The sequence below is a fragment of the Amycolatopsis sp. lyj-90 genome, from assembly GCF_046549035.1.
Taxonomy (GTDB): Bacteria; Actinomycetota; Actinomycetes; order Mycobacteriales; family Pseudonocardiaceae; genus Amycolatopsis.
Genome location: NZ_JAJPWP010000011.1, coordinates 350,207 through 370,187 on the forward strand (window position 1 = coordinate 350,207; position 19,981 = coordinate 370,187).

A 19,981-nucleotide genomic window follows, 5' to 3' on the forward strand; every position below is an offset into this window, starting at 1 on the left:
CATGGCGTACGCCTGATGTTCTCGGCCGCGGCTTCCGGGCCGAGTCCCGGGCTGCCACCACACCAGGCGTCCTGGTTGCGCAGGTTGACACGGGGCCGGCAATGCCGAGCAGCGAACTGACAGGGACCCAACGATGCTCTATACCCGAAGAAGGCGAGTCGTCGTCACCGGCGTGGGCGTGGTGGCACCGAGAGGCATTGGAGTGAAGCAGTTCTGGGAGACTTTGACCGCGGGGAAGAGCGCCACCCGGACGATCACCGCGTTCGACGCGACTGGCTTTCGATCGAGGATCGCCGCCGAATGCGACTTCGATCCCGCCACCAACGGTTTGACCGAGTCACAGGCTCGCGAGATGAGCAGGTCCATGCAGTTCGCCTACGTGGCCGCGCGCGAGGCGCTGGAACAGTCCCAGTTGGACGTTACCGATGAATTGGCCCCCCGCGTCGGCGTGGCCTTGGGAAGCGCGGTCGGATCGGTACGCGAACTCGATCACGCCTACCGCATGCTTTCGGCCGACGGGACGACGACAGACCTGGACCCGGGACTTGCGAGCGCCCACTTGGCCGACCATAACTCGCCGAGTTCCCTGGTGCGCGAAATCGCCTGGCTGGTAGGTGCCGAGGGGCCTGCCGCGATGGTGTCGGCCGGATGCACGTCCGGCCTGGATGCCATCGGCTATGGGTGTGACTTGATTCGCGAGGGCAGCGCCGACGTGGTTTTCGCCGGTGCCACGGACGCTCCGATCACGCCGATCACCGTGGCATGCTTCGATGCCATTCGAGCGACATCAGCCAGCAACGAGGACCCTGAGCACGCCGCCAGACCCTTTGACGCCGAACGGGACGGTTTCGTCCTGGGAGAGGGCGCCGCTGTGCTGGTGCTCGAGAGCGCCGAGCACGCGAGCGCGCGTCGAGCACAGGTCATCGCCGAGGTTGCCGGGTTCGCCGCCAGGTGCAACGCACACCATATGACCGGGCTGCGCCCAGACGGCCGGGAGATGGCCGACGCGATCTCCGGAACCCTGAACCAGGCCCGAGTCCTGGCGAACCAGATCAGCTACATCAACGCACACGGCTCCGGTACCAAACAGAACGACCGCCACGAGACGGCGGCCTACAAGCTGGCTCTCGGTGAACAGGCGCGCCGCATCCCGATCAGTTCGATCAAGTCCATGATCGGGCACTCTCTCGGCGCCATCGGATCTATCGAACTGGCAGCGTGTGCACTAGCCATCCAGAACAACGTCATCCCCCCGACCGCAAATCTGCGCACCAACGACCCGGACTGCGATCTGGACTACGTGCCACTTGTAGCGAGGGAACAGCGAGTCGATGTGGCTTTGAGCGTGGGCAGCGGTTTCGGTGGCTTCCAAAGCGCCGCTTTGCTCACGCGGGAAGGGCACTGCGATGAGTCAGCTTCTTGATACCGGCTTCGAGTCTCGGGTCCCTGTGATCACGGGCATCGGGGTAGCCGCTCCGAATGGACTGGGGACCGACGAGTTCTGGAGCGCGACACGTGCCGGAACAAGCGGCATCCGTCCGATCACCCGCTTCCCGGTGGATCGCTACCCGGTCCGGGTCGCCGGCGAGATCGCCGACTTCGTTCCTCACGAACACATTCCGAGCCGATTGATCCCGTCCACCGACCGAAGCACCCAGTTGGCACTGACCTGCTCAGGCTGGGCACTGACCGACACCGGGCTTGACCTGACCCTGCTGCCGGAGTTCACCGGGTCGGTGATCACCACGACGACCTTCGGCGGGGTCGAGTTCATACAACACGAACTGGAACGCCTCTGGGCTCGAGGCCCGCAGCATGTCACCGCCTACATGTCCTATGCCTGGTTCTATGGTGTGAACACCGGGCAACTGTCCATCCGCCACAAACTCAAAGGTGCCAGCGGTGTGGTCGTCACCGGCCAGGCCGGCGGCCTGGACGCGATCGGACAGGCCCGGCGGCGCTTGCGCGACGGGCAGCGGTTCGTGGTAACCGGAGGTGCGGACGCACCGATCTGCCAGTACGGCATCGCCGCGGAAGCCACGGCGAACACCTTCAGCACCGGTTCCGATCCGGCCACGGCATACTTGCCCTTCGATCAGGCCGCCGCGGGACACGTACCCGGCGAAGGTGCCGCCATGATGGTCCTGGAGCCCTTGGCCGCGGCCAGAGAGCGTGACGTCGGCTATGGCGTGGTCGCCGGCTATGGCGCCACCTTCGATCCCCACGTCGCGACCGGTAGACCGCCGAACTTGGCCAAGGCGGCAAAGCTCGCGTTGGCTGACGCGGGCCTGAAAGCCTGTGACATCGACGTGGTGTTCGCCGACGGTGCGGGCACGATGGCCGCCGACCGCGCGGAAGCGACGGCCATCCGCGATCTCTTCGGGATGTACGGGGTACCGGTTACCGTGCCGAAGTCCATGACCGGCCGAATGTACGGAGCCGGAGCCGCCGCGGATGTCGCCGCCGCCTTGCTCTCGTTGCACAACGGCGAGATCCCTCCAGTCGTGGGCAGTACGGCGATGGCCGACCACGGCATCGACTTGGTGACCACACCTCGGCAGGCCCCGTTGCGCCACGCCCTGGTGCTGGCCAGAGGTGACGGCGGGTTCAACTCCGCCGTCGTGCTGTCCGCGATGACCTGACCTAGGGAGTACTCATGACCACCACCTTCGACATGGATGATCTTCGATCCCTGCTCCGCTCTTGCGCCGGCGAACCGGAGTCGGTCGACCTCGACTCCGACATCGCCACGACGACGTTCGAAGAACTGGGATACGATTCGATCGCGATTATCGAGCTTGCCGCCTGCGTGAAACAGAACTTCGGCGTAGCGGTGTCTGATACGGCGGCAGTGAATACTAATACTTCTCAAGATTTCGTCGACCACGTGCGCGGCCTGTTAACACACGGGAACACAATCCACCGGCCCAGGCGGGCGGATCATGACATGACACCTGCCTCCGCCGAGCCGGCGGGAAAATCGGACTCGATCGCGCCGGCTTAGGCGCCAACGCTTCGTGGCGCACATGTCAACACAAAAGCGATTTGCGACTACCGCCCCGGTCGAATCGACATGGATAGGAGTGCCCGATGACGGAAGCCATCACACCGGCCGCGCTCGGCGATCTGGTTCAGATCGAGAATGGCGTGTACGTGTTCAGTCAACCGGACTGGGGCTGGGGGCTGAACAACAGCGGGGTGATCGTCAGCGGTGACACAGCACTCCTGGTCGACACGTGCTTCACCGAACGTCGAACGAATCGTTTACGCGAAGAGATTCGCCGCGTCAGCACAAGTCCAGTAAAATACGTCGTGAACACGCACCATCACGGCGACCATACGTTTGGCAACTATCAGTTCCCCGAGGCCACGATAGTCGGGCATCCTTACTGTCGTGAGAAGATCCTCTCCGAAGGGCTGGACGTGGTGCCCTATTTCGGGGCCGTGGACTTCGGTGACATTCGAATTTCCCCACCGACTCTCTGCAGTGACGCGAGATCGACCATCTTGCTGGGCGAGGTAACCGTCGAAGTAATCCCCGTCGCACCCGCGCACACCCTAGGAGACGTGGTGGTATGGCTGCCACAGCAGCGAGTCCTGTTCGCCGGCGACGTCGCCCTAAACGGCAGCACCCCGGTCATCACGGACGGCTCGCTAGCCGGTTCGCGCCTGGCCCTGGGGATCTTGCGCAGCCTGAAGCCGCGACTCGTAGTACCCGGCCATGGCCCGACCGGGGGTCCGGAGATCTTCGACGCCGTAGCCGGCTACTTCGATCTCGTGGAGAGTGCCGCACGCCGGGGCTACACTCGTGGTCTGACGCCCCTGGAAGCCGCCCGCGCCACGACCTTGGGCGAGTACGCGGAATGGAGCGACAGCGAACGGTTGGTCGCGAACATCGCCCGCACTTATTCCGAGCTGCGTGGTGAGCCCATCGGTACGCCTTTGGCGCGTAAGGAAATAGCGCCGATGATGACCGAGTTCGCCGGACATCCCCTTCGCTGCCTCGCCTAGGAAGCCCGTCTGTCCATCCGTGAACCTCGGAGCACACCATGAAGATCGGACGCATCATCCGGCAATCCCCCGATGGACCGGTTCCCAGGTTGGTCTCGGTCCATCCGGACACCAATACCGTCCTGGACCTCGCGGCGGCCGAACGGCGCAGGCTGATCGAGCGGGGAGCATCCCACCGCATGGCCACCCGCCTGGCAACCGCCCAGTTCCCGGGCAGCTTGACGGAAGCGTTGGAGACCGGCACGGCATTCACCGACGCCGTGACGCGACTGCATCAGCAGTGCGACCTCCTCGACGGTATCGCACTGACCGACGTGAATTGGCTTCCTCCGGTGGACCCGCCTGTGCTGCGTGATTTCAACGCCTTCAAGAACCATGAGGTGAACGCACCCGACGTCTGGTTCGAAGTACCTCTGTTTTTCAAGATCAACCCGTCCACTGTCATCGGGACCGGAGGGCTGGTGACCTGGCCTGTCGGCTGCGAGCACCTGGATTACGAACTGGAACTCGGTCTCGTCGTCGGCACCCACTCCAGCAACCTGACTCCGGAGACCGCACATCGTGCGCTGTTCGGTGTCACTGTGTTCAACGACTTCAGTGCCCGCAACCTGCTGCGGTACGAAATGGACGGCCGACTCGGTCCCGCGAAGGGAAAAGACTTCTGCACAGCAATAGGTCCATGGGTGGTGACACTGGACGAATTGGATCTCTCCGACCTGGCGATGTCCGCCACGATCAATGGCGAGCAGTGGTCGGCAGGCAACAGCGGCAGCCTGGTCTGGAGTATCGGCGAGATTCTCGCCTACGCGTCCAGGTCCGAACCCTTGGTCCCAGGTGAGGTCATCGGCACCGGCACGGTCGCCGGAGGCAGCGGCTGGGAGCTCGGACGTCGCTTGGCGCCCGGCGACGTAGTCCAGTTGGACATCAACGGCATCGGTTCACTCGTCAATACGGTCGGCGACCCGGAGCCCGCTCGCTGGAACCCGCAGCCACGTGATCGGTCGTCAGCGCGCTGAACACCGCGATACAAAGATGAGTGGATATGGGTTCCACGCCATGGAAAGTCCGATTGTGACCTCACGGTCTCATGTTTGAATGTCCCTGCCGAGTCCGAGCGCACACGCCCGAACCGTTCACAGCCGTCTCCCTCGTCCAGAGGAGAGACGGAAGTAGCGCGTCTTCCCGACCCGCCACCAGGACGTGATCCGCGATACCTGGGCGACCGGCTCGCCGAAAGGGGATCGATCCATGTCTGAGGTTCAGGCGACAGAGGGCACTATCGGGAACCGCCTCGTCGAACTGCGTGAGATCAAGGAAACCGCGTATCACGGGTCAGACGACACGGCGACGCTGAAGCAGCATGCGCGCGGCAAGCTAACCGCGCGCGAGCGGATCGAGCTGCTTTTCGATCCTGGGACGTTCACCGAGATCGAGGCGTTGAGGCGGCACCGTGCGACCGGATTCGGTCTGGAGCACCAGCGTCCCTACTCGGACGGTGTGATCTGCGGCTGGGGCTCGGTCCGCGGCCGGACGGTATTCGCCTACGCACACGACTTCCGCATTTTCGGCGGATCGCTAGGTGAAGCGCACGCACAGAAGATCCACAAGGTGATGGACCTCGCCAAGGCCGCCGGCGTGCCACTGGTGTCACTCAACGACGGCGCCGGCGCCCGGATCCAGGAAGGCGTCACCGCGCTCGCCGGCTACGGCGGGATCTTCCAGCGCAACGCCGGCTGTTCTGGAGTCATCCCTCAGATTTCGGTGATACTCGGCCCCTGCGCGGGTGGCGCGGCCTACTCCCCCGCGTTGACAGACTTCGTCTTCATGGTTCGCGAGACGTCTCAGATGTTCCTTACCGGCCCTGAGGTGGTACAAGCCGTGACCGGCGAGGAAATCACACTGGACGGTCTCGGTGGCGCCGACATCCATGCGACGACGTCCGGCGTAGCCTCGTTCGCCTACGATGACGAGCAGTCCTGCCTCGAGGACGTACGCTATCTGCTTTCCCTGTTGCCCGCCAACAACAACGAGCCTCCACCGCATGAACCGACCACCGATCCCGCAGACCGGCCCACCGACCGGCTCGCCGAGCTGGTTCCGACCAACTCGGCGCATGCCTACGACATATGCGCGGTGATCGAGGAAATCGTCGACGACGGCGAGTTCTTCCAGATCCATGCGGCCTGGGCGGCCAACGTCGTCTGCGCGCTGGCCAGGATGGACGGACAAGTGGTCGGCATCGTGGCGAACCAGCCTGCCACTCTTGCCGGAGTGCTCGACAGCAAGGCGAGCGAGAAGGCCGCCCGGTTCGTGCAGACCTGCGACGCGTTCAACATCCCGCTCGTGACGCTGGTGGATGTCCCAGGTTTCCTGCCCGGTGTCGACCAGGAGCATGGCGGCGCGATCCGACACGGCGCGAAACTGCTGTACGCCTACTGCAACGCCACGGTGCCAAGGGTCCAGCTCATCCTGCGCAAGGCCTACGGCGGAGCCTATATCGTAATGGACTCGCTCTCGATCGGCGCGGACATCTCCCTGGCCTGGCCAACGAACGAGATCGCCGTGATGGGGGCCGAAGGAGCGGCGAACGTCATCTTCCGTCGTGAGATCGAGGCTGCCGACGAGCCGGACACGGTCCGGCGTCAGAAGATCAAAGAGTACCGCTCCGAGCTGATGCATCCGTATTACGCGGCCGAGCGCGGTCTCGTCGACGACGTCATCGAGCCGAGCCGGACACGGGAACTGCTGATTCGCGCGCTGGCGATGCTCCGTGTCAAGCACGTCGACGTCCCGGCGCGAAAGCACGGGAACCCGCCGGTCTGATGGACGAGACCACAATTCGAATCGTGCGGGGTGCGCCGGACGACGACGAGATAGCGGCGTTGGTCGCCGTCCTCGCCGCGATCAACGCCGCGCCTCGCGAGTACCCTCTGGAACAGAGTCCGACTCTGCCCTGGCAGAAGGCTCGGTCCCCGTACGCGCCGCGGCACCATCGGTCTCATACGACAGCGGCTCCCTCCCCCAGCACGGAAACCCCGATCACCTGGACATCGTATTTCTTGTAGAGATTTGGACCTCGTCTCGCAACTGGCACAGTTCACCTCGAAGGTCCGCGGGAGATGATTCAGCGCCGCCGCTCGGACGGTGACGGCGAGCGAGTCAGGGCATCTGTCTGACCGGTTCACGCGCACCGGTTCGTTCGGCGCCGATCCCGGCCGCCACGACGAACAGCACACCCGCCGCCGCGCCGAGGTTCGGGATCTGATGGAGCACGATGAGCCCGATCGTCAGGGCGATGGCCGGTTCCAGGCTCATCAAGGTCCCGAACGCGGAGGCGCTCAGCCGCCGCAGCGCGAGCATCTCCAGGCTGAACGGGATCACCGGCAGCAGGACCGCGAGCCCGAGGCCGATCAGCAGCAACTCCCAGGTCAGGTGCCCGAACACGCCCGGCCCGTAGGCGATCGTCGCGACGATCCCCGCTACCGGCATCGACACGGCGAGCCCGCTGACGCCCGACACTTCGTCGCCGACCCGTTGCGTCAACAGGATGTAGCACGCCCAGCACGCGGCGGCCGCAAGAGCGTATCCGACACCGAGCAGGTCGGCGTCGCCCCGCCACGGCTGGGTCAGCAACACCACGCCGATCGCGGCGAGGACCGGCCACTGCCGCTTGCCGCCGCGGCCGCGGGTGACGGCGATGGTGAGCGGCCCGAGGAACTCCAGCGCACTCGCCGTCCCGAGCGGCAGGCGGGCGACGGCCTCCATGAACAGCATCGTCATCCCCGCCGTGACAACGCCCAGCCCGCAACAGGCCGCGAACGTGGTCCGCCGGAACAGCGACGGACGTGGCCTCACCAGGACCACCAGCAGCACTCCCGCCCAGGCAAGGCGCAGCCACGCCGCACCGTCGGGACCGATGCGGTCGAAGAGGCTGACGGACACGGCGAGGCCGAGCTGGACGCAGAGCATGGCGGCGACCGTGAGCGCCGCTCCGGATCGGGTGGAGGAAAACACACGTCCAGCAAACCGATCCGCATCGTTCACGTCCACGTGTTAATCGTGGACGTACCGTTCGCGAATTATGGATAATCGGCGGGTGGACACCCGCAGGCTTCACTTTCTCCTCGAACTGTCCCGTCACGGCTCGATGCGCGCGGTGGCGGATGTGCTCGGCACCACGACGTCGACGGTCTCGCAGCAGATCGCGGTGCTGGCGAAGGAAACCGGCGCGCCCCTGCTCGAACCGGACGGCCGCCGCGTGCGGCTCACCCCCGCGGGACGGCGCCTGGCCGAGCACGCCGTGACGATCCTGGCCGCCGTGGAAGCCGCCCGCGCCGACCTCGACCCGCACGCCGAACCGGTCGGCACCGTGCGCGTCGCCGGTTTCGCGACGGCCGTGCGGCGGTCCGTGCTCCCTGCCGCGGCCGTGCTCGCCGAGCGCCACCCGCGGGTGCAACTGCGGATCAGTGAGTACGAGCCGTACGAGGCCTTCGCCGCCCTGCTGGCCGATGACATCGACCTCGCCCTCACCTACGACTTCGACCTCGCCCCGGAGGTCGTGGACCCCATGATCACCGCGAGTCCACTGTGGACCGCCCGATGGAGTCTCGCGGTCCCCGAGGCAGACGCGGCCGACCACGGGAGCACCGTGCAGGTCTTCGAGGCGTTCCGCGACCACGGCTGGATCGTCAACTCCCGCAACAGTGCCGACGAAGACGTGATCCTGCGGCTGGCGTCGACGGCGCGGTTCGCCCCGCGCGTCACGCATCGCGCGGATAGCCTGGAACTGGTGGAGGACCTCATCGCGACCGGTCCGGCTCCCCACGTCGGCCTGCTCCCGGCCGACCGTTCCACGAAACCCGGGGTCGTGCTGCTTCCGCTCGCCGGGCCGGAAGTACGGCTGCGCGCCTTCGCCTGCACCCGCCGCGGACGGGAAGCGTGGCCGCCGCTCGCGCTGGTCCTCAGGCTCCTGGTCCGCTGACCCTTACGCGGGAAGCGGCGGCCGGAAAGTACCCGATACCCGCTGCCGTCTCGCCGATCTTCGGAGAGTGTCGGCAATACAACGTCTCTCGAAGCAGGTCGTGCTCGAGACTCCGTGTTCAACGAGAACGGACGTTGGATCATCGAAGGGATGCGGACGGTGCCGATCCGGATATGGGCGAACGGATCGCGCCCAGGCGGCTCGCCGTCGGTCTGAAGGTTCGCGGTGGCCGCCCGACGGGGACCGCCGAACTCGTCGCCGCGTGGTGATATGACGATCCCTGTGATCGGAATGATGAGCGACGTTGTCCAGCTGAGAAGCAGTAAGAGGTGAGGGTTTCACCGGAGGTCGTGCCGTTCGTTGGCAAACCCGCGTTCTATGGAACCCACCCGGTTCACGAGGGTCAGCCGATCTCCGCGATACAGGGTGCGAACCCACTCGAACGGCTCGCCGCGAGCGTCCCAGGAGGTTCGGTGGACCACGAGCCCGGGGAGAGCGGGAAGAGTGCCCAGCAGACTTGCCTCCCTGGGGCTCACATGCACGATATCCATTCGCTGGTCAGCGCCGCCGAACAGCATTTTGAACCGGTTCTTCAATTCGTCGTGCAATGACCTATTCTGGGCGGGCGGGCGGCTAAACCTCGGAAAACGCTTCGTCGGGACGAACGCCGACTCAACGGCCAGAACCTCGCCGTCGGAGCCGCGGACGCATTCTAGGTGTATCACGTGGTCGTTTTGGTCGATGCACAGCTTGTGTGCGAGTTCGCAGCCCGCCGGCCGTCGTTCGAACGTGATCCACGTCCTGCCACTCAGGCCATCTTGCGCGGACTCGTTGGTCAAGCACAGGCACTGTGAGACTTTGGGGCGTTTGGCGACAAAGCTTCCGCTCCCCTGACGGGAGTCCACCCACCCTTCGATCACCAGCTGCAGCATACCTTGGCGAAGCGTGGCGCGTGCGACGCCCAGCTGGTCACACAGCAGCCGTTCCGAAGGTAACGCGACTCCTTCGCCCAGTTTCTTGCAGAGGGCGAGAATATGTCTCTTCGCCCGGTAGTAGCTTGGAATATCACCATCGTCAGGGACTCCACCCCTGGCCGGATCGGCCATCGTGCCGATGTCCGTGCAGTCCTGTTCTGCGCAACAAGTTTTCACGATTGTTGATCTTAATGTTTCCTTGCGAATTCCTGACCAATACGGTATTTTTGTCTACCCACTTAGGTACTTTTGGTCGTGGCTTCACAAGCGTTCACGGAGACGGTGGCGACGCTCATGTCAAGTGTGGCACCTTGACGCATCAGCGGCCGGCACCGCGGCGATCACGCAGCCTTCCTGCATGCCCTGAAGGCCCAGGGCGAGCCGGAGGTCGAGTTCGACCCCGGAATCACCGAGCGACCGCCTCGGAAGAGCGTCGCAGCAGGTGCGCCCCTCCTTTCATATCTCCTATCCCCGAGCCGGGTGCTACAGCGAGGTTCGGGAAGAGCTCGGTCATCGAGCCGTAGCGCTTGAAGCTCGAGAGGCCGACGTCCAGGAGGCGGCCGGGGGCCGTGCGGCAAAGGGCACCTTGACAGGGGTGCGCCTCGGGGGTGCAGGGTGGTGAAGTCTGTGAGACCAGTCAAGCTATTCGCTCGCTCTCCAGTGTGGCCGCGGTCTCAGTGGCCGCGGTCTCAGCGCCCGCCTGCCCCGTGAGACATATGCGAAAGTGTCTCATCCCCGAAGCAGAGGAGAGCGCAGATGCGCGCAGTGCAAGTAACGGAGTTCGGTGGTCCCGAAGTGCTCAAACCGGTGGAACTGGCGGAGCCGGTACCGGGCGAAGGTGAAGTCCTTATCGAAGTAGACCGAATTGGCGTGAATTTCGCTGATACCCACCAGGCCGAAAACAGCTACTTGGCTCCTAGCAAGCTCCCGCTCGTACCAGGTGGGGAAGTCGTCGGCCGCACCGCCGACGGCCAGCGCGTCGTCGCACTGCTCAACGGTCGTGGCGGCTACGCCGAGCGTGCGGTGGCCTCGACAGCCAGGACATTCCCGGTCCCGGAAGGCGTAGACGACGTCACGGCACTTTCCATGCTCGTTCAGGGAACGACAGCCTGGGTGCTGCTTCGTCAGAACGTGCATCTCGCCGCAGGTGAGTCGGTGGTGGTGCACGCGGCGGGCGGTGGAGTCGGCACGGTAGCGGTACAGCTCGCGAAGGCTTGGGGTGCTGGTCGCGTGATCGCGACGGCGAGCAACGCCGAGAAGCGGGCTCTCGCGGTGGAGTTGGGCGCAGACGTCGCGGTCGACTCTCAGGTGGAGGACATGACTGCGGCACTCGTCGAGGCGAACGGCGGGCGCCAGGTCGATGCGGTGCTGGACATGGTCGGCGGCGTGACGACAGATCAGAGCATCGCGGCACTCGGCGCGTTCGGGCGACTCGCCTTCTACGGCATGGCCAGCCGCGAGAACCCCCAGGCCGTCGAGCTTCGGGACTTGCTCGGGCGCAGCACGACGATTTCCGGCATGTGGCTCTCTCACGTCTTCCAGCTTCCGGGGAACGTCTTCGGGACGGCTTTAACTGAATTGTTCGATCTCGTCCAGGCCCGAGAGCTCCGGGCGATTCCAGGCGGCGAGTACGCGCTTTCCGACGCGCGCGCCGCCCACGAGGCCCTGCGTTCGCGCGGCACGATGGGCAAACTCCTGCTGGACCCCACCAAGTAACTCAGCCGAGCTGACGCTCCAGCGGAGCGGATTTGTGCAGGTACTCCTGCCATTCCGCTTCGCTGTCGGAGTCGGCGGTGACTCCGCCGCAGCCCCCTGCGCAATCTCGCCTTCGTGGATTTCAAAGGTCTTGATCGCGACGTTTTCGGCGCGCCCGTCATCGAACCCTGTGGGAACGTGGCCGCGGGCAGTGCCGCGTCGCCGACCCCACCGGCGAGTGAACCCTCCACAGGGGACTCGATCAAGTCATCGCTCTGCCGGAACGGTGCTCATCAGTCTCGCCTCACTGTGACAGTGCTCGGATGTCTCCGACACCACGGATCACTCCTTGCCCTGGCTGAGGTATTCAGCCATCAATTGGTCGATCTTCTTCGCGTTTTCCTGGTCCAGTTCCCGGAAGGTCCGTGAAGCTTCCTGCAGAACCTCCGGCAGGTTTTCGACGGATTCTTTCACCTTGTCGGAGACCTGTTTCGCGGTCACAGCGGGTGTCTGGTACCTGTTTTCGAAGGCCGTCCCGATCTGGTCCGTGCCCCAGCACCCTTCGTGCTGGTCCAGCACCGCGATCAACTGTGTGAAAGCGGTCTTGAACTCCTCACTGGCACTGCCCAGGGCCTTCACGACCCGCTCGAGCGCGACGGGATCCAGCCGAAAGTTCTCAGCCATGGGACTTTACTCCTCTCGGGTCCCGGGTTTACCCGGTTCCGTTCCATCGAACTCGTCGATTTCTTCCAGTAGCGGTGAAATGAGCACCTCCTGTGGGTCGAGTTCGCCCGCCACCACGGCCTTCAGGTTCAGGCCACTCGCGCTGACTGTGCCCATCAGTTCCGAAACTTTCGCCATGCCTTCGCCCTTGCCTCGTTGCAGAGGCTTGAGGATGGCACTGACCGACCAGGCCGGGGAAAGCTTGCGGTACTTGGCATCGTTGAACACGAACTCAGCGAGTTCGCCACAGCCGCCGAGCGTCATCGAGTGCAAGTCGTCCTTCGACCGGACCGTGACGATCCTCGTCCGCCAGAGTTCACTGAGCTTCCCGTTCCTTCCACGCTCACGATTCAGCGTGGCCATGGTCTCCTCGATCCCGCTGTCGAGGTCGAAGGCGTTTTTTCCGGCACGTCAGCTCTCCCTAGGTTCTTCGAACTGGCTCAGTTAGGCCCGCGGAGCCCCTGGTCATCGATGTTCGCGAGTTGTTCCTTGGTGGACGGTGCCCGTGAGCCCGAATCGATCGGCCGGTCCGCTGGTAGGGACCGGCTGAGCACCCCGGGCCTGCCGCCTGCCTCTTATCAGCCATCGGGTCCGACGAAGAGACGGCTCCCATTGCCCGGACGCCGACTCGGAGGGTTGAGAGGCCCATTCACGTCAACGATCCGGAGTCCGGCTCCGAGGGGCCGAAGTGGCTTCGGGCGTCGTAGAACACGTCCTCGGGTTCGGGTGGCCGCAGCCCGAGTGAATCCAGGCCATCGGCATCGGTGCGGAAGTAGAGCACGTCGGTGGCCGTGCGGGTTCGGGTCCACCCGGGAGGCACGCTTCCCCGGTACTCCGGGGTGATCCGCCAGTCCACGCGTACCCGGACCTGGTAGAGCTCACCACGGGAACGATGGCTGTGTTCCGCGGTCTTCCCGCCCGATTCCGTCGACGCGGAATTCTGCCAGCTCAGCATCGGGCCGACGCCGCGTGCTTCCGGCAATTCCACAAGGGACGTTCCCGGGACCAGACCGTGCGCGAGGTTCTGCCCGGTCGCCGGTGCGGCCCGCCGGGGGAACAGGCTCAACGGGAAGGACAGGAAGGCCGTGCTCCACGACGGGCCGGTGGTCAGGTCCTGCCGTGTCCGCATCGAAACGTCCCCGGTGACGGTGACCTCTGGCTCCTTCCCTTCCCCTCCGGTCAGCGCCGTCACCCAGGTCTGTGCGAGATCCGCGTGGAACACCAGGGTGGAGAGCGGCTGCTGTTGAAAGAAGCCGGCGGCGAAATAAGGGTCGTCCCCGAGCCCTTCCACTCGGTACCCCGTCGCGGTCAGCGCGTCGGGCAGCCCCGCGGCGAGTGCGCCGGGCGACGTGCCGAGAGCCACCGTCCGGCGGGCGGCCGCCGCCTGCTCGGGAATCCCCGGCGGAGGCGGCCCGGAATCTTCCGCGACGGGTACACCATCGAGGATTTCACCGACGGTAGACCCGACTGCGCCGTTCGGAACCTCGAGATGGGCGGTCGTGGGCAAGCCGCCGATGTGCCGCTGCTCTTCCCCTGGGGACAGCGTGTCCAGTCCTACTCGGCTCCGCACCGAGTCGGGCAGCAGTAGATCGGGCGCACGATGGCGGGTGGCGGCGGGCGTCACCAGATCGGAGAGCCCGCCGGTGAGCGAACGCAACGAGCGTCCGAGGTGTGCGGTTCGCCGGAACTCGAGCCCGAAGGTGACGTCGTGCCGGAAGATCGCGGCGTCGCCGGACGACGACGCGGTCCTGCTTTCCTGCGTCGTGACGGTCTCCGTCCGACCGAGGGTGGTGCTGCCGGAGAGACCGCTCTGCCCGGAGAAACCGAGCCCCCGCACGACCGGATGCGGCAGGTAGAACGGCATCCGGAAGGCGAAGTTCAGGCTGTGCGAGGTCGTTTCCTCGTGGGTCGCCTCCTCGGTCTTGATCGTCTTCGCCGTGACCTGGTCCGACCAGCCACTCACCGGGCGTGGTGATGTCCCTTCTCCGGTCCGCGCGGTCAAGGTGAGCTCGTAGCCGATGGTCCCCAGCGGTCCGGTGAACGATTCGGACCAGGTCTTTCCGGCACCGCTCAGTTCCGGATAGAGCTGCTCGAGTGTGCGCGGTGGCAGATCCGCCCGCACCCGGTCGAGCAGGCGGGTGGCCGCGACCTCGTCTCCGGCGCCGAAGACGACCTGGTGCGCCGCCGCGCCCAGCCTCGAGGCCAGCGCGGACCAGAGCGACGTGGTCGCCGGTGGTGTTCGCAGCCCGGTCAGTCCTGTGTCGACGGCGTCGAGGAGCTTGCCAGTGGCTTCGAAATCGATGCTGATCGGTGCCCGGCCGTCGTAGGTGTAGGACGACGGCAAGTCGCCTGAGGCCGGCAGCGGCTCGGCGCGGAAAGCACGGTCCCATCCGGCGGGCAGGCCGACCCCGCCGATCTCGTCCGCCGGGACCCAGACCTGCACGGCGTTGCGCCGATGCGCGTGTGCGTAACGCCAGCCGGTGTGCTCGGTCCCGTCGTACGGCCCGATACCGAGATGCCGGTGCTCCCGGGCCGCCAGCAGAATCATCGCGTCGTAGGTCACCAGATAGGCGTCGCCGGTGTAGGTGGTCCGTCTGCTCTGCTCGTGTTCGAAACGCGACATTCGGCCTTCGGAACTGCTCGCGAAGCGGCCGTACCCGCCTTGCGGGAACGCGTAGGCGCTCGAACCCACTCCGGCCGCGATCCCCGACCTGATGTTGCCGAAGGTGTACCCGCCAGAGGTCGTCCGGCCACCGTGCCCGCGAGTGCCACCGGTGGCGGAAGTGAAGGTCAAGGTCACCTTCCGCGGCGGACCCGCGACCGTCGCGTTGCTCAGCGCGATCGCCATCGCCGCTTCGCCGACCCGATCTCGGAAGCCGACGAAATCCCCTTCGCCCCGGCCATAGCGATGCAGAGGGCTGAAGTAGGTGCCGGTGACGGCGCGATCGAGGTTGGCCGCGACCCGGTCCGGGCCGGCGAACCGGTAGAGCTGATGCTCGGCCAGCCGTGCACCCTCCCCCAACCCGCCGAAAAGGTGCTCGGCGAAATAGCGGGCGATCCCCGGTGGCAGGTCGAGACCGTGTACCGCCGAGTGATCCGGCAGCGCCGCCGGCGACCAGTCGCGGGGCGGGGTGAGGGTCGGTCCGCTCACGACGGTGAAGGCGGTGTTCCCGTCGACGGGTGGCGGGGTGAGGGTGATCCGTCCCCCCAGAAGCGTCTCGGCCCGGCCACCCGCGACCAGGAATGTCTTCGTACCATCGCCACCGGCAAGGGTCACCCGGTAGTCGATGGCGCGCCGCCGTGCCGTGCCACCCTCCGACGACCAGCCTTGGCCTCGCTGCTGCGTTTCAGTGGTCTCCACCGTGCGGACGACGTTGGCGAAGGAGCGGTTCGAGCCACCGGTCAATTCGTAACTGCGGACGGTGCGCCCGGCTCCGGCACCGATGCGGACACCCATGTTCGCCCCGGCTGTAACCGAACCTTCGACGGTGTCGGTGTGCTTCTGTTCTTGTTTCGAAGCAAGCTCACCGCTGGGCCCTGTTTCGGAGAAGTCGTCCTCGACGGGGAACCGCCGGGACGGGGCCGCCGGGACGGTTTCGACGAGCACGTGCAGGAGTTCGCCGGACCGGTTGGTGAGTCGGTGCGTTCGCTCGACGAGCAGGAACGACAGGCCGTCACCGTTCAGGTCGGCAGACAGAGCGGTGAGTCCCTCCGAGGAGAGCAGCGTCGAGACGAGGGCTTCGTTGTCCGCCGTCGCGGCGGTGCCGTCGGGCCGCCCCGGTTGCCGTAGTACTCCCTCCGGCAGTCGTGCGCGCAGTGCGGTCCGCAGTCGGCCGGCGTGCTGAAACCGGGTTTCCGCCGCGCCGAGGACCTTTTCCTGCGCGAACGCCGCGGTGAGGTCGGGTTCCCGCGACGTGGTGGGCTTCTCGACCGACTCGACGGACCACCGGGTCGCGCCGTCGGCCACGAAATGGCTGCCGGAGTATTCGCTTCCGTCGTCGAAGCGCGCCCGGAAGTCGTAGGTGACATCGCTGGTGCGCAACCGCAACCGGCCGGTCTTGGACCACGCGGTGGTCGCGGTGATCTCGTCGGTCTCGGCCACGTCCCGCGTCTCGGCCGCGGAACGGAAGACCATTCCGTCCGCTCTCGCGTCGAGCCGGTCACCGAAGACCACGCTGGGCCGGTTGTGAATGCTCCACAGGAAGCCGAGACCGATCGAGGCGTTGACGTCGAACGGACTTCTGCTGGCCCTTCCTGCCGACTCCTCGCCGCGATGACCCCGGCCCTGCCTGCTGACGGTACCGGTCGGCTCGTCCGTGACCTCGCCGCCCGGCCGCGGGCCCGCGGAGTAGTGGCGATGGTTGCTCATCGACGCACGGAGTTCGACGGTGGCGGTCTTCACTCCGCCCTTCGAATCCTTGAGCTCCACCTTCTTCACGACCGCCGCGCCTCCGGCCAGCTCCGTCCCGGTCCTCGACAGGGCGTCGCTCCCGGTGATGTCGAGCAGAGTGGCCCGGAGGGGGGACCCGATCACGTCCGCGGCGCCGGCCCAGGCCGGATGCCGGTCCAGCACTCCACCGACGACGGCGGGCAGTTCCCGGTCACCACGAAGGAAGGTCGCCCGCGGCCCGTCCGGCCGGGAGCCCGTGAACTCGGCCGGGCGCAGCGCGGTCAAGATCTCCGGCGTGGACAACCTGACCCCGCCCGCTTGGTTACCTTGCCGGGTCTGCGTCGGTTCACCGGTGCGGTTCAGGCTGATCTGGTGGTTCAGGTCGAAGGCGCTCTCGGTCCAGATATCCGGAGGAGTGACCGAGGCCGAAGCCTGCGTCTCGATGGTGCTCGACGTACGCCACGAAGGCTGGGAGGTCACCCCCTTGATACCGACGGCCTGATCCACCGTCCGGAAAGTCTGGGGATCTTCAGAGACGGGCAAGGACAAATTGTGTCCGAAGGCCCCCTGCCTTCGGGGGGCGGACACGGCGTCGGTCGAGGTGGAGCCATAGCCACCCATGGCCACCGTGTCGGTGCCGCGCGCCGGATCCTGTGGCCCCGTGGAGCTCGTGGTGTCCGCGGAGGTGTTGTCCCCCGCCGTACCCCGGACGACGATCTCCACCGCGTCGGCCCCATGCCCGTCGGTGACGACGTATCCCTCGTGGGCGAACTTCTTGAAGTTGTCCTTGAGGGCCAGGTCGGGCAACGCGTCGAGGACCCTGGCGATCTGGGCGGGTGGGGCGCCCGCGGTTTCCAGCAGTCCCCGGACATCGGCGCGAATCGCGACGCCGTTCACCGACGCGGCGAGAACGCTGTTGGCCGTGGCCAACCGCCGGATCTGCTCGGTCGCCGGGCTCGTCTGTTCCGGGATCGCCCGGTCGAGGGGCCGGAGTTCGACGTCCGGCTGCAGGAAGGCCACCGCGGCCGCGGTGGCCTCCACACCTTCGACCCGCGGCGCGGGCTCCGGGCCCGCGGATTCGACGGTCGGCAGGGCGGCGGGGCTTTCAGCCGACGATGGACCTGCCTCCGCTTCCCCTGGACCGGTGGAGATCGTGGCCGGCGTCTGCGGAGCGTGCGAGCCGGGGCCCGCCCCCACGAGGCCTCCGACGCGCTCGGTGCCCAGAGTCTTGGCCAGTTGCGCGGAAACTTCCCGCCCCGCCACCGTCCCCGCGCGATGCACTTCGGCGGCGACCACGACCCGGACGTCCGCGATCACCCCCTGCCAGTCGCGGACCGTCGCGTTCGGCCGCTCCCAGATCAGCAGCGGCGTGCGATGGTTCCGGCTGACGATGAACGCGGCCTCGGAGATCAGCGCGTCGTAGCGGGCCTGGCCGAGCTTGCCGAGACGATTCGCGGCAGCTTCCGCCTCGCGGGCGAGCAATTCCCGCCTCTCGGCGGGTACGACCGGCGGAAGCACAGAGGACGCACGTCCTCCCGGTTCCTGCTGCCCGCTCGATGGCTTCGCCGGACTTCCGACGGATGCCTCGATCACCGGAGGGAGCAAATGACCGAAGGTGATCTCGGGTACCACCACCGCCACCGAGTTCGGCGTTCGCCCGTCAGGTGCGGGTATCCCGGCTTTTCTGGTTCCCGACGCGCCCGCAGCGCCCAAGACGCCGTCGAAGGCCCCGCCCTTCCCCTGTGTGACCAGGTTGCCGAACAGCGTCCCGATCGGGGTCACGAGTACTTGCAGACCCGCGTGCAGCCCCTCACCGAGGGCGATGACCCGTCCGGTGAAGGTCTTCGACGAAGGTAACGCAGTCCGGCTCAGCGAACGCACACCGAGCGCCATCCCGTGCGCGAACCCCGCGACGGCACCACCGGCCGCTCCTCCCAGCACGGAATTCCCCACCGAGGACCAATCGATCTCGTCTCGCCCGGAGAAGGCCACTTGCCCGGCTTGGATGACGAGATCGAGGCCGCCCATCAAACCCGCACCGAGCGCGGCGAACTTGGCGGTGTGCATGGCGAGATGCTTAACCGCTGTGCCGGCCTGGCGAAGGGTGATTTGTTGCAACTTCGCGAGCAATTGCCGGATGATCACCCGCATCGTGACCTGGGCCGCGGCCGTGACCGCTGGGATCAGGAAGGCGAAAATCAGCGAATACAACAACTCCAGGACCGTTGCGAGGGCGAGTAACCCCATCACGACCAGCAATGCCTTCGACTTCTGGACGTCCAATGCCGCGGTCTTGGCCGCCTTCGCGAGCTCTCGTGAATTGTCCGCGACGCCGACGACGCCACCTGCGAGACCTTTGCGTAGCACTTCGACCACGGCGGCCGAGAGTGCGCCGTCCATCCCGGCGTCCAGCGTCGCCGACGAGGAAAGCAGAGCCTCACCGAGTTCTTCGAGTTCGGCAGCGAATTCGGTCCAACCCCAGGCAAGGGCGCGCAAGCCGCTTTCACTGGCCTCGGGCCACTCCGCGCCGAGAACGACCAGGAAGAATTTCTGCAGAGCGTCGGGCAGCTGGACGTTTCCACCTTCTCCGGACATCAAACGTTCTTTCGCGGAAAGAGACGAGTCGTCCGGCAGGGGCACCAAAAGCTCATTCGGTTAGGCTAACCTAAGTTGATCAGGCGCGCATGTGGCTTTCCTCTCATCGGCCGAGGAGGAAAGTCCGACCACGAGCCCGTGACCAGGAGTCACGACGACGACAACTTTCCGAGCCTTCCGACGGGCGTGCGCAGCGGCGTGATCGCCCCAGAACCGCGCTGCTCGCAATGAACCACGAATCACCCGTCTTCTCTGGAAAGCGGGCGCCCCCGGCATCACCACTCCTTCACCGTCTATTCGGCGGTCGGCGAACGGTCACCGAAGGCATTTAGCACATCGTTCATCAGACATGACCTTACGGCGGCGTTCGGTCCAGAACCCGGCAGAGCGGCTATTGGCCTCCAGTAGCAGGCCGGCGCCCCCGTTCGACTTAGCGAGTGGACACCGGGCGATCCAGCCCGAGAGCTTGACGGAGTTCGGCGATCCCGTATAGGGGTGTACTCGGGCCAAGCCTGGTGATGACCGGATCGCCCGGCAGCCGATCGACCCCGACCTGGGCGGCGAAAGTCAGCAGTACCACCAGGACGGCGCCTGCCGCGATCTGTCATGGAG

General features: G+C 66.0%; 15 protein-coding genes and 1 pseudogene. 9 read left to right on the forward strand and 7 right to left on the reverse strand.

From position 1 onward, the window contains the following. The first annotated feature begins 133 nt into the window (after positions 1–133). The 7 genes from ACLJPX_RS35810 to ACLJPX_RS35840 all read left to right on the forward strand — a co-directional run bounded on the left by ACLJPX_RS35810 (position 134) and on the right by ACLJPX_RS35840 (position 7,076). Complete coding sequence (locus tag ACLJPX_RS35810; protein WP_410604780.1) at positions 134–1,423, forward strand: beta-ketoacyl-[acyl-carrier-protein] synthase family protein; 1,290 nt, start codon at positions 134–136, stop codon at positions 1,421–1,423. Continuing rightward, the gene (locus ACLJPX_RS35815; RefSeq protein WP_410604781.1) at positions 1,362–2,642 is read left to right on the forward strand and encodes a beta-ketoacyl synthase N-terminal-like domain-containing protein; all 1,281 of its coding nucleotides are present in this window, start codon (positions 1,362–1,364) and stop codon (positions 2,640–2,642) included. Before ACLJPX_RS35810 ends, ACLJPX_RS35815 begins: the two co-directional genes overlap by 62 nt. 14 nt (positions 2,643–2,656) lie before the next feature. Continuing rightward, a complete protein-coding gene (locus ACLJPX_RS35820) occupies positions 2,657–3,004 on the forward strand; it encodes an acyl carrier protein (protein WP_410604782.1) in 348 nt (115 codons plus the stop codon). 86 nt (positions 3,005–3,090) lie between these two features. After that, complete coding sequence (locus ACLJPX_RS35825; protein ID WP_410604783.1) at positions 3,091–4,011, forward strand: MBL fold metallo-hydrolase; 921 nt, start codon at positions 3,091–3,093, stop codon at positions 4,009–4,011. A 38-nt stretch (positions 4,012–4,049) separates the two neighbouring features. Beyond that, entirely contained in the window at positions 4,050–5,027 is a 978-nt protein-coding gene (locus ACLJPX_RS35830) for a fumarylacetoacetate hydrolase family protein (protein WP_410604784.1), read from the forward strand. 232 nt (positions 5,028–5,259) lie between these two features. After that, the gene (locus tag ACLJPX_RS35835; RefSeq protein ID WP_410604785.1) at positions 5,260–6,834 is read left to right on the forward strand and encodes an acyl-CoA carboxylase subunit beta; all 1,575 of its coding nucleotides are present in this window, start codon (positions 5,260–5,262) and stop codon (positions 6,832–6,834) included. Then, on the forward strand, positions 6,834–7,076 hold the full coding sequence (locus ACLJPX_RS35840) for an acyl-CoA carboxylase epsilon subunit (protein WP_410604786.1): 243 nt from the start codon (positions 6,834–6,836) through the stop codon (positions 7,074–7,076). The genes ACLJPX_RS35835 and ACLJPX_RS35840 overlap by 1 nt, the downstream gene beginning before the upstream one ends. A gap of 94 nt (positions 7,077–7,170) precedes the next feature. Here ACLJPX_RS35840 and ACLJPX_RS35845 read toward each other — a convergent pair whose 3' ends face one another. Next, positions 7,171–8,025, reverse strand: coding sequence for an EamA family transporter (locus ACLJPX_RS35845; RefSeq protein WP_410604787.1), 855 nt, complete (start codon positions 8,023–8,025; stop codon positions 7,171–7,173). An 82-nt stretch (positions 8,026–8,107) separates the two neighbouring features. Here ACLJPX_RS35845 and ACLJPX_RS35850 point away from each other — a divergent pair, with 82 nt between their 5' ends. Then, positions 8,108–8,992 (forward strand): LysR family transcriptional regulator, encoded by an 885-nt coding sequence (locus ACLJPX_RS35850; RefSeq protein ID WP_410604788.1) that lies wholly within the window; start codon positions 8,108–8,110, stop codon positions 8,990–8,992. 338 nt (positions 8,993–9,330) lie between these two features. On the opposite strand, the gene ACLJPX_RS35855 is transcribed toward ACLJPX_RS35850, so the two are convergent. Further along, entirely contained in the window at positions 9,331–10,098 is a 768-nt protein-coding gene (locus tag ACLJPX_RS35855) for a GntR family transcriptional regulator (protein ID WP_410604789.1), read from the reverse strand. A 624-nt stretch (positions 10,099–10,722) separates the two neighbouring features. Here ACLJPX_RS35855 and ACLJPX_RS35860 point away from each other — a divergent pair. Further along, complete coding sequence (locus tag ACLJPX_RS35860; protein WP_410604790.1) at positions 10,723–11,682, forward strand: quinone oxidoreductase family protein; 960 nt, start codon at positions 10,723–10,725, stop codon at positions 11,680–11,682. Between the two features lies 1 nt (position 11,683). On the opposite strand, the pseudogene ACLJPX_RS35865 reads toward ACLJPX_RS35860, so the two are convergent. From ACLJPX_RS35865 to ACLJPX_RS35885, 5 genes and pseudogenes are all read right to left on the reverse strand, one after another. Next, positions 11,684–11,924: pseudogene (locus ACLJPX_RS35865) on the reverse strand (chorismate-binding protein); the annotation flags it as partial. Positions 11,925–12,003: 79 nt separating this feature from the next. Then, positions 12,004–12,345, reverse strand: a complete 342-nt coding sequence (locus ACLJPX_RS35870; protein ID WP_410604791.1) for a WXG100 family type VII secretion target — start codon at positions 12,343–12,345, stop codon at positions 12,004–12,006. A 6-nt stretch (positions 12,346–12,351) separates the two neighbouring features. Continuing rightward, positions 12,352–12,747, reverse strand: coding sequence for a hypothetical protein (locus ACLJPX_RS35875; RefSeq protein ID WP_410604792.1), 396 nt, complete (start codon positions 12,745–12,747; stop codon positions 12,352–12,354). Between the two features lie 286 nt (positions 12,748–13,033). Further along, positions 13,034–19,369 (reverse strand): hypothetical protein, encoded by a 6,336-nt coding sequence (locus ACLJPX_RS35880; RefSeq protein ID WP_410604793.1) that lies wholly within the window; start codon positions 19,367–19,369, stop codon positions 13,034–13,036. Between the two features lie 430 nt (positions 19,370–19,799). Further along, positions 19,800–19,949 carry a hypothetical protein gene (locus ACLJPX_RS35885; RefSeq protein WP_410604794.1) on the reverse strand — a complete coding sequence of 50 codons (150 nt, stop codon included), beginning with the start codon at positions 19,947–19,949 and terminating at the stop codon, positions 19,800–19,802. Positions 19,950–19,981 lie beyond the last annotated feature (32 nt).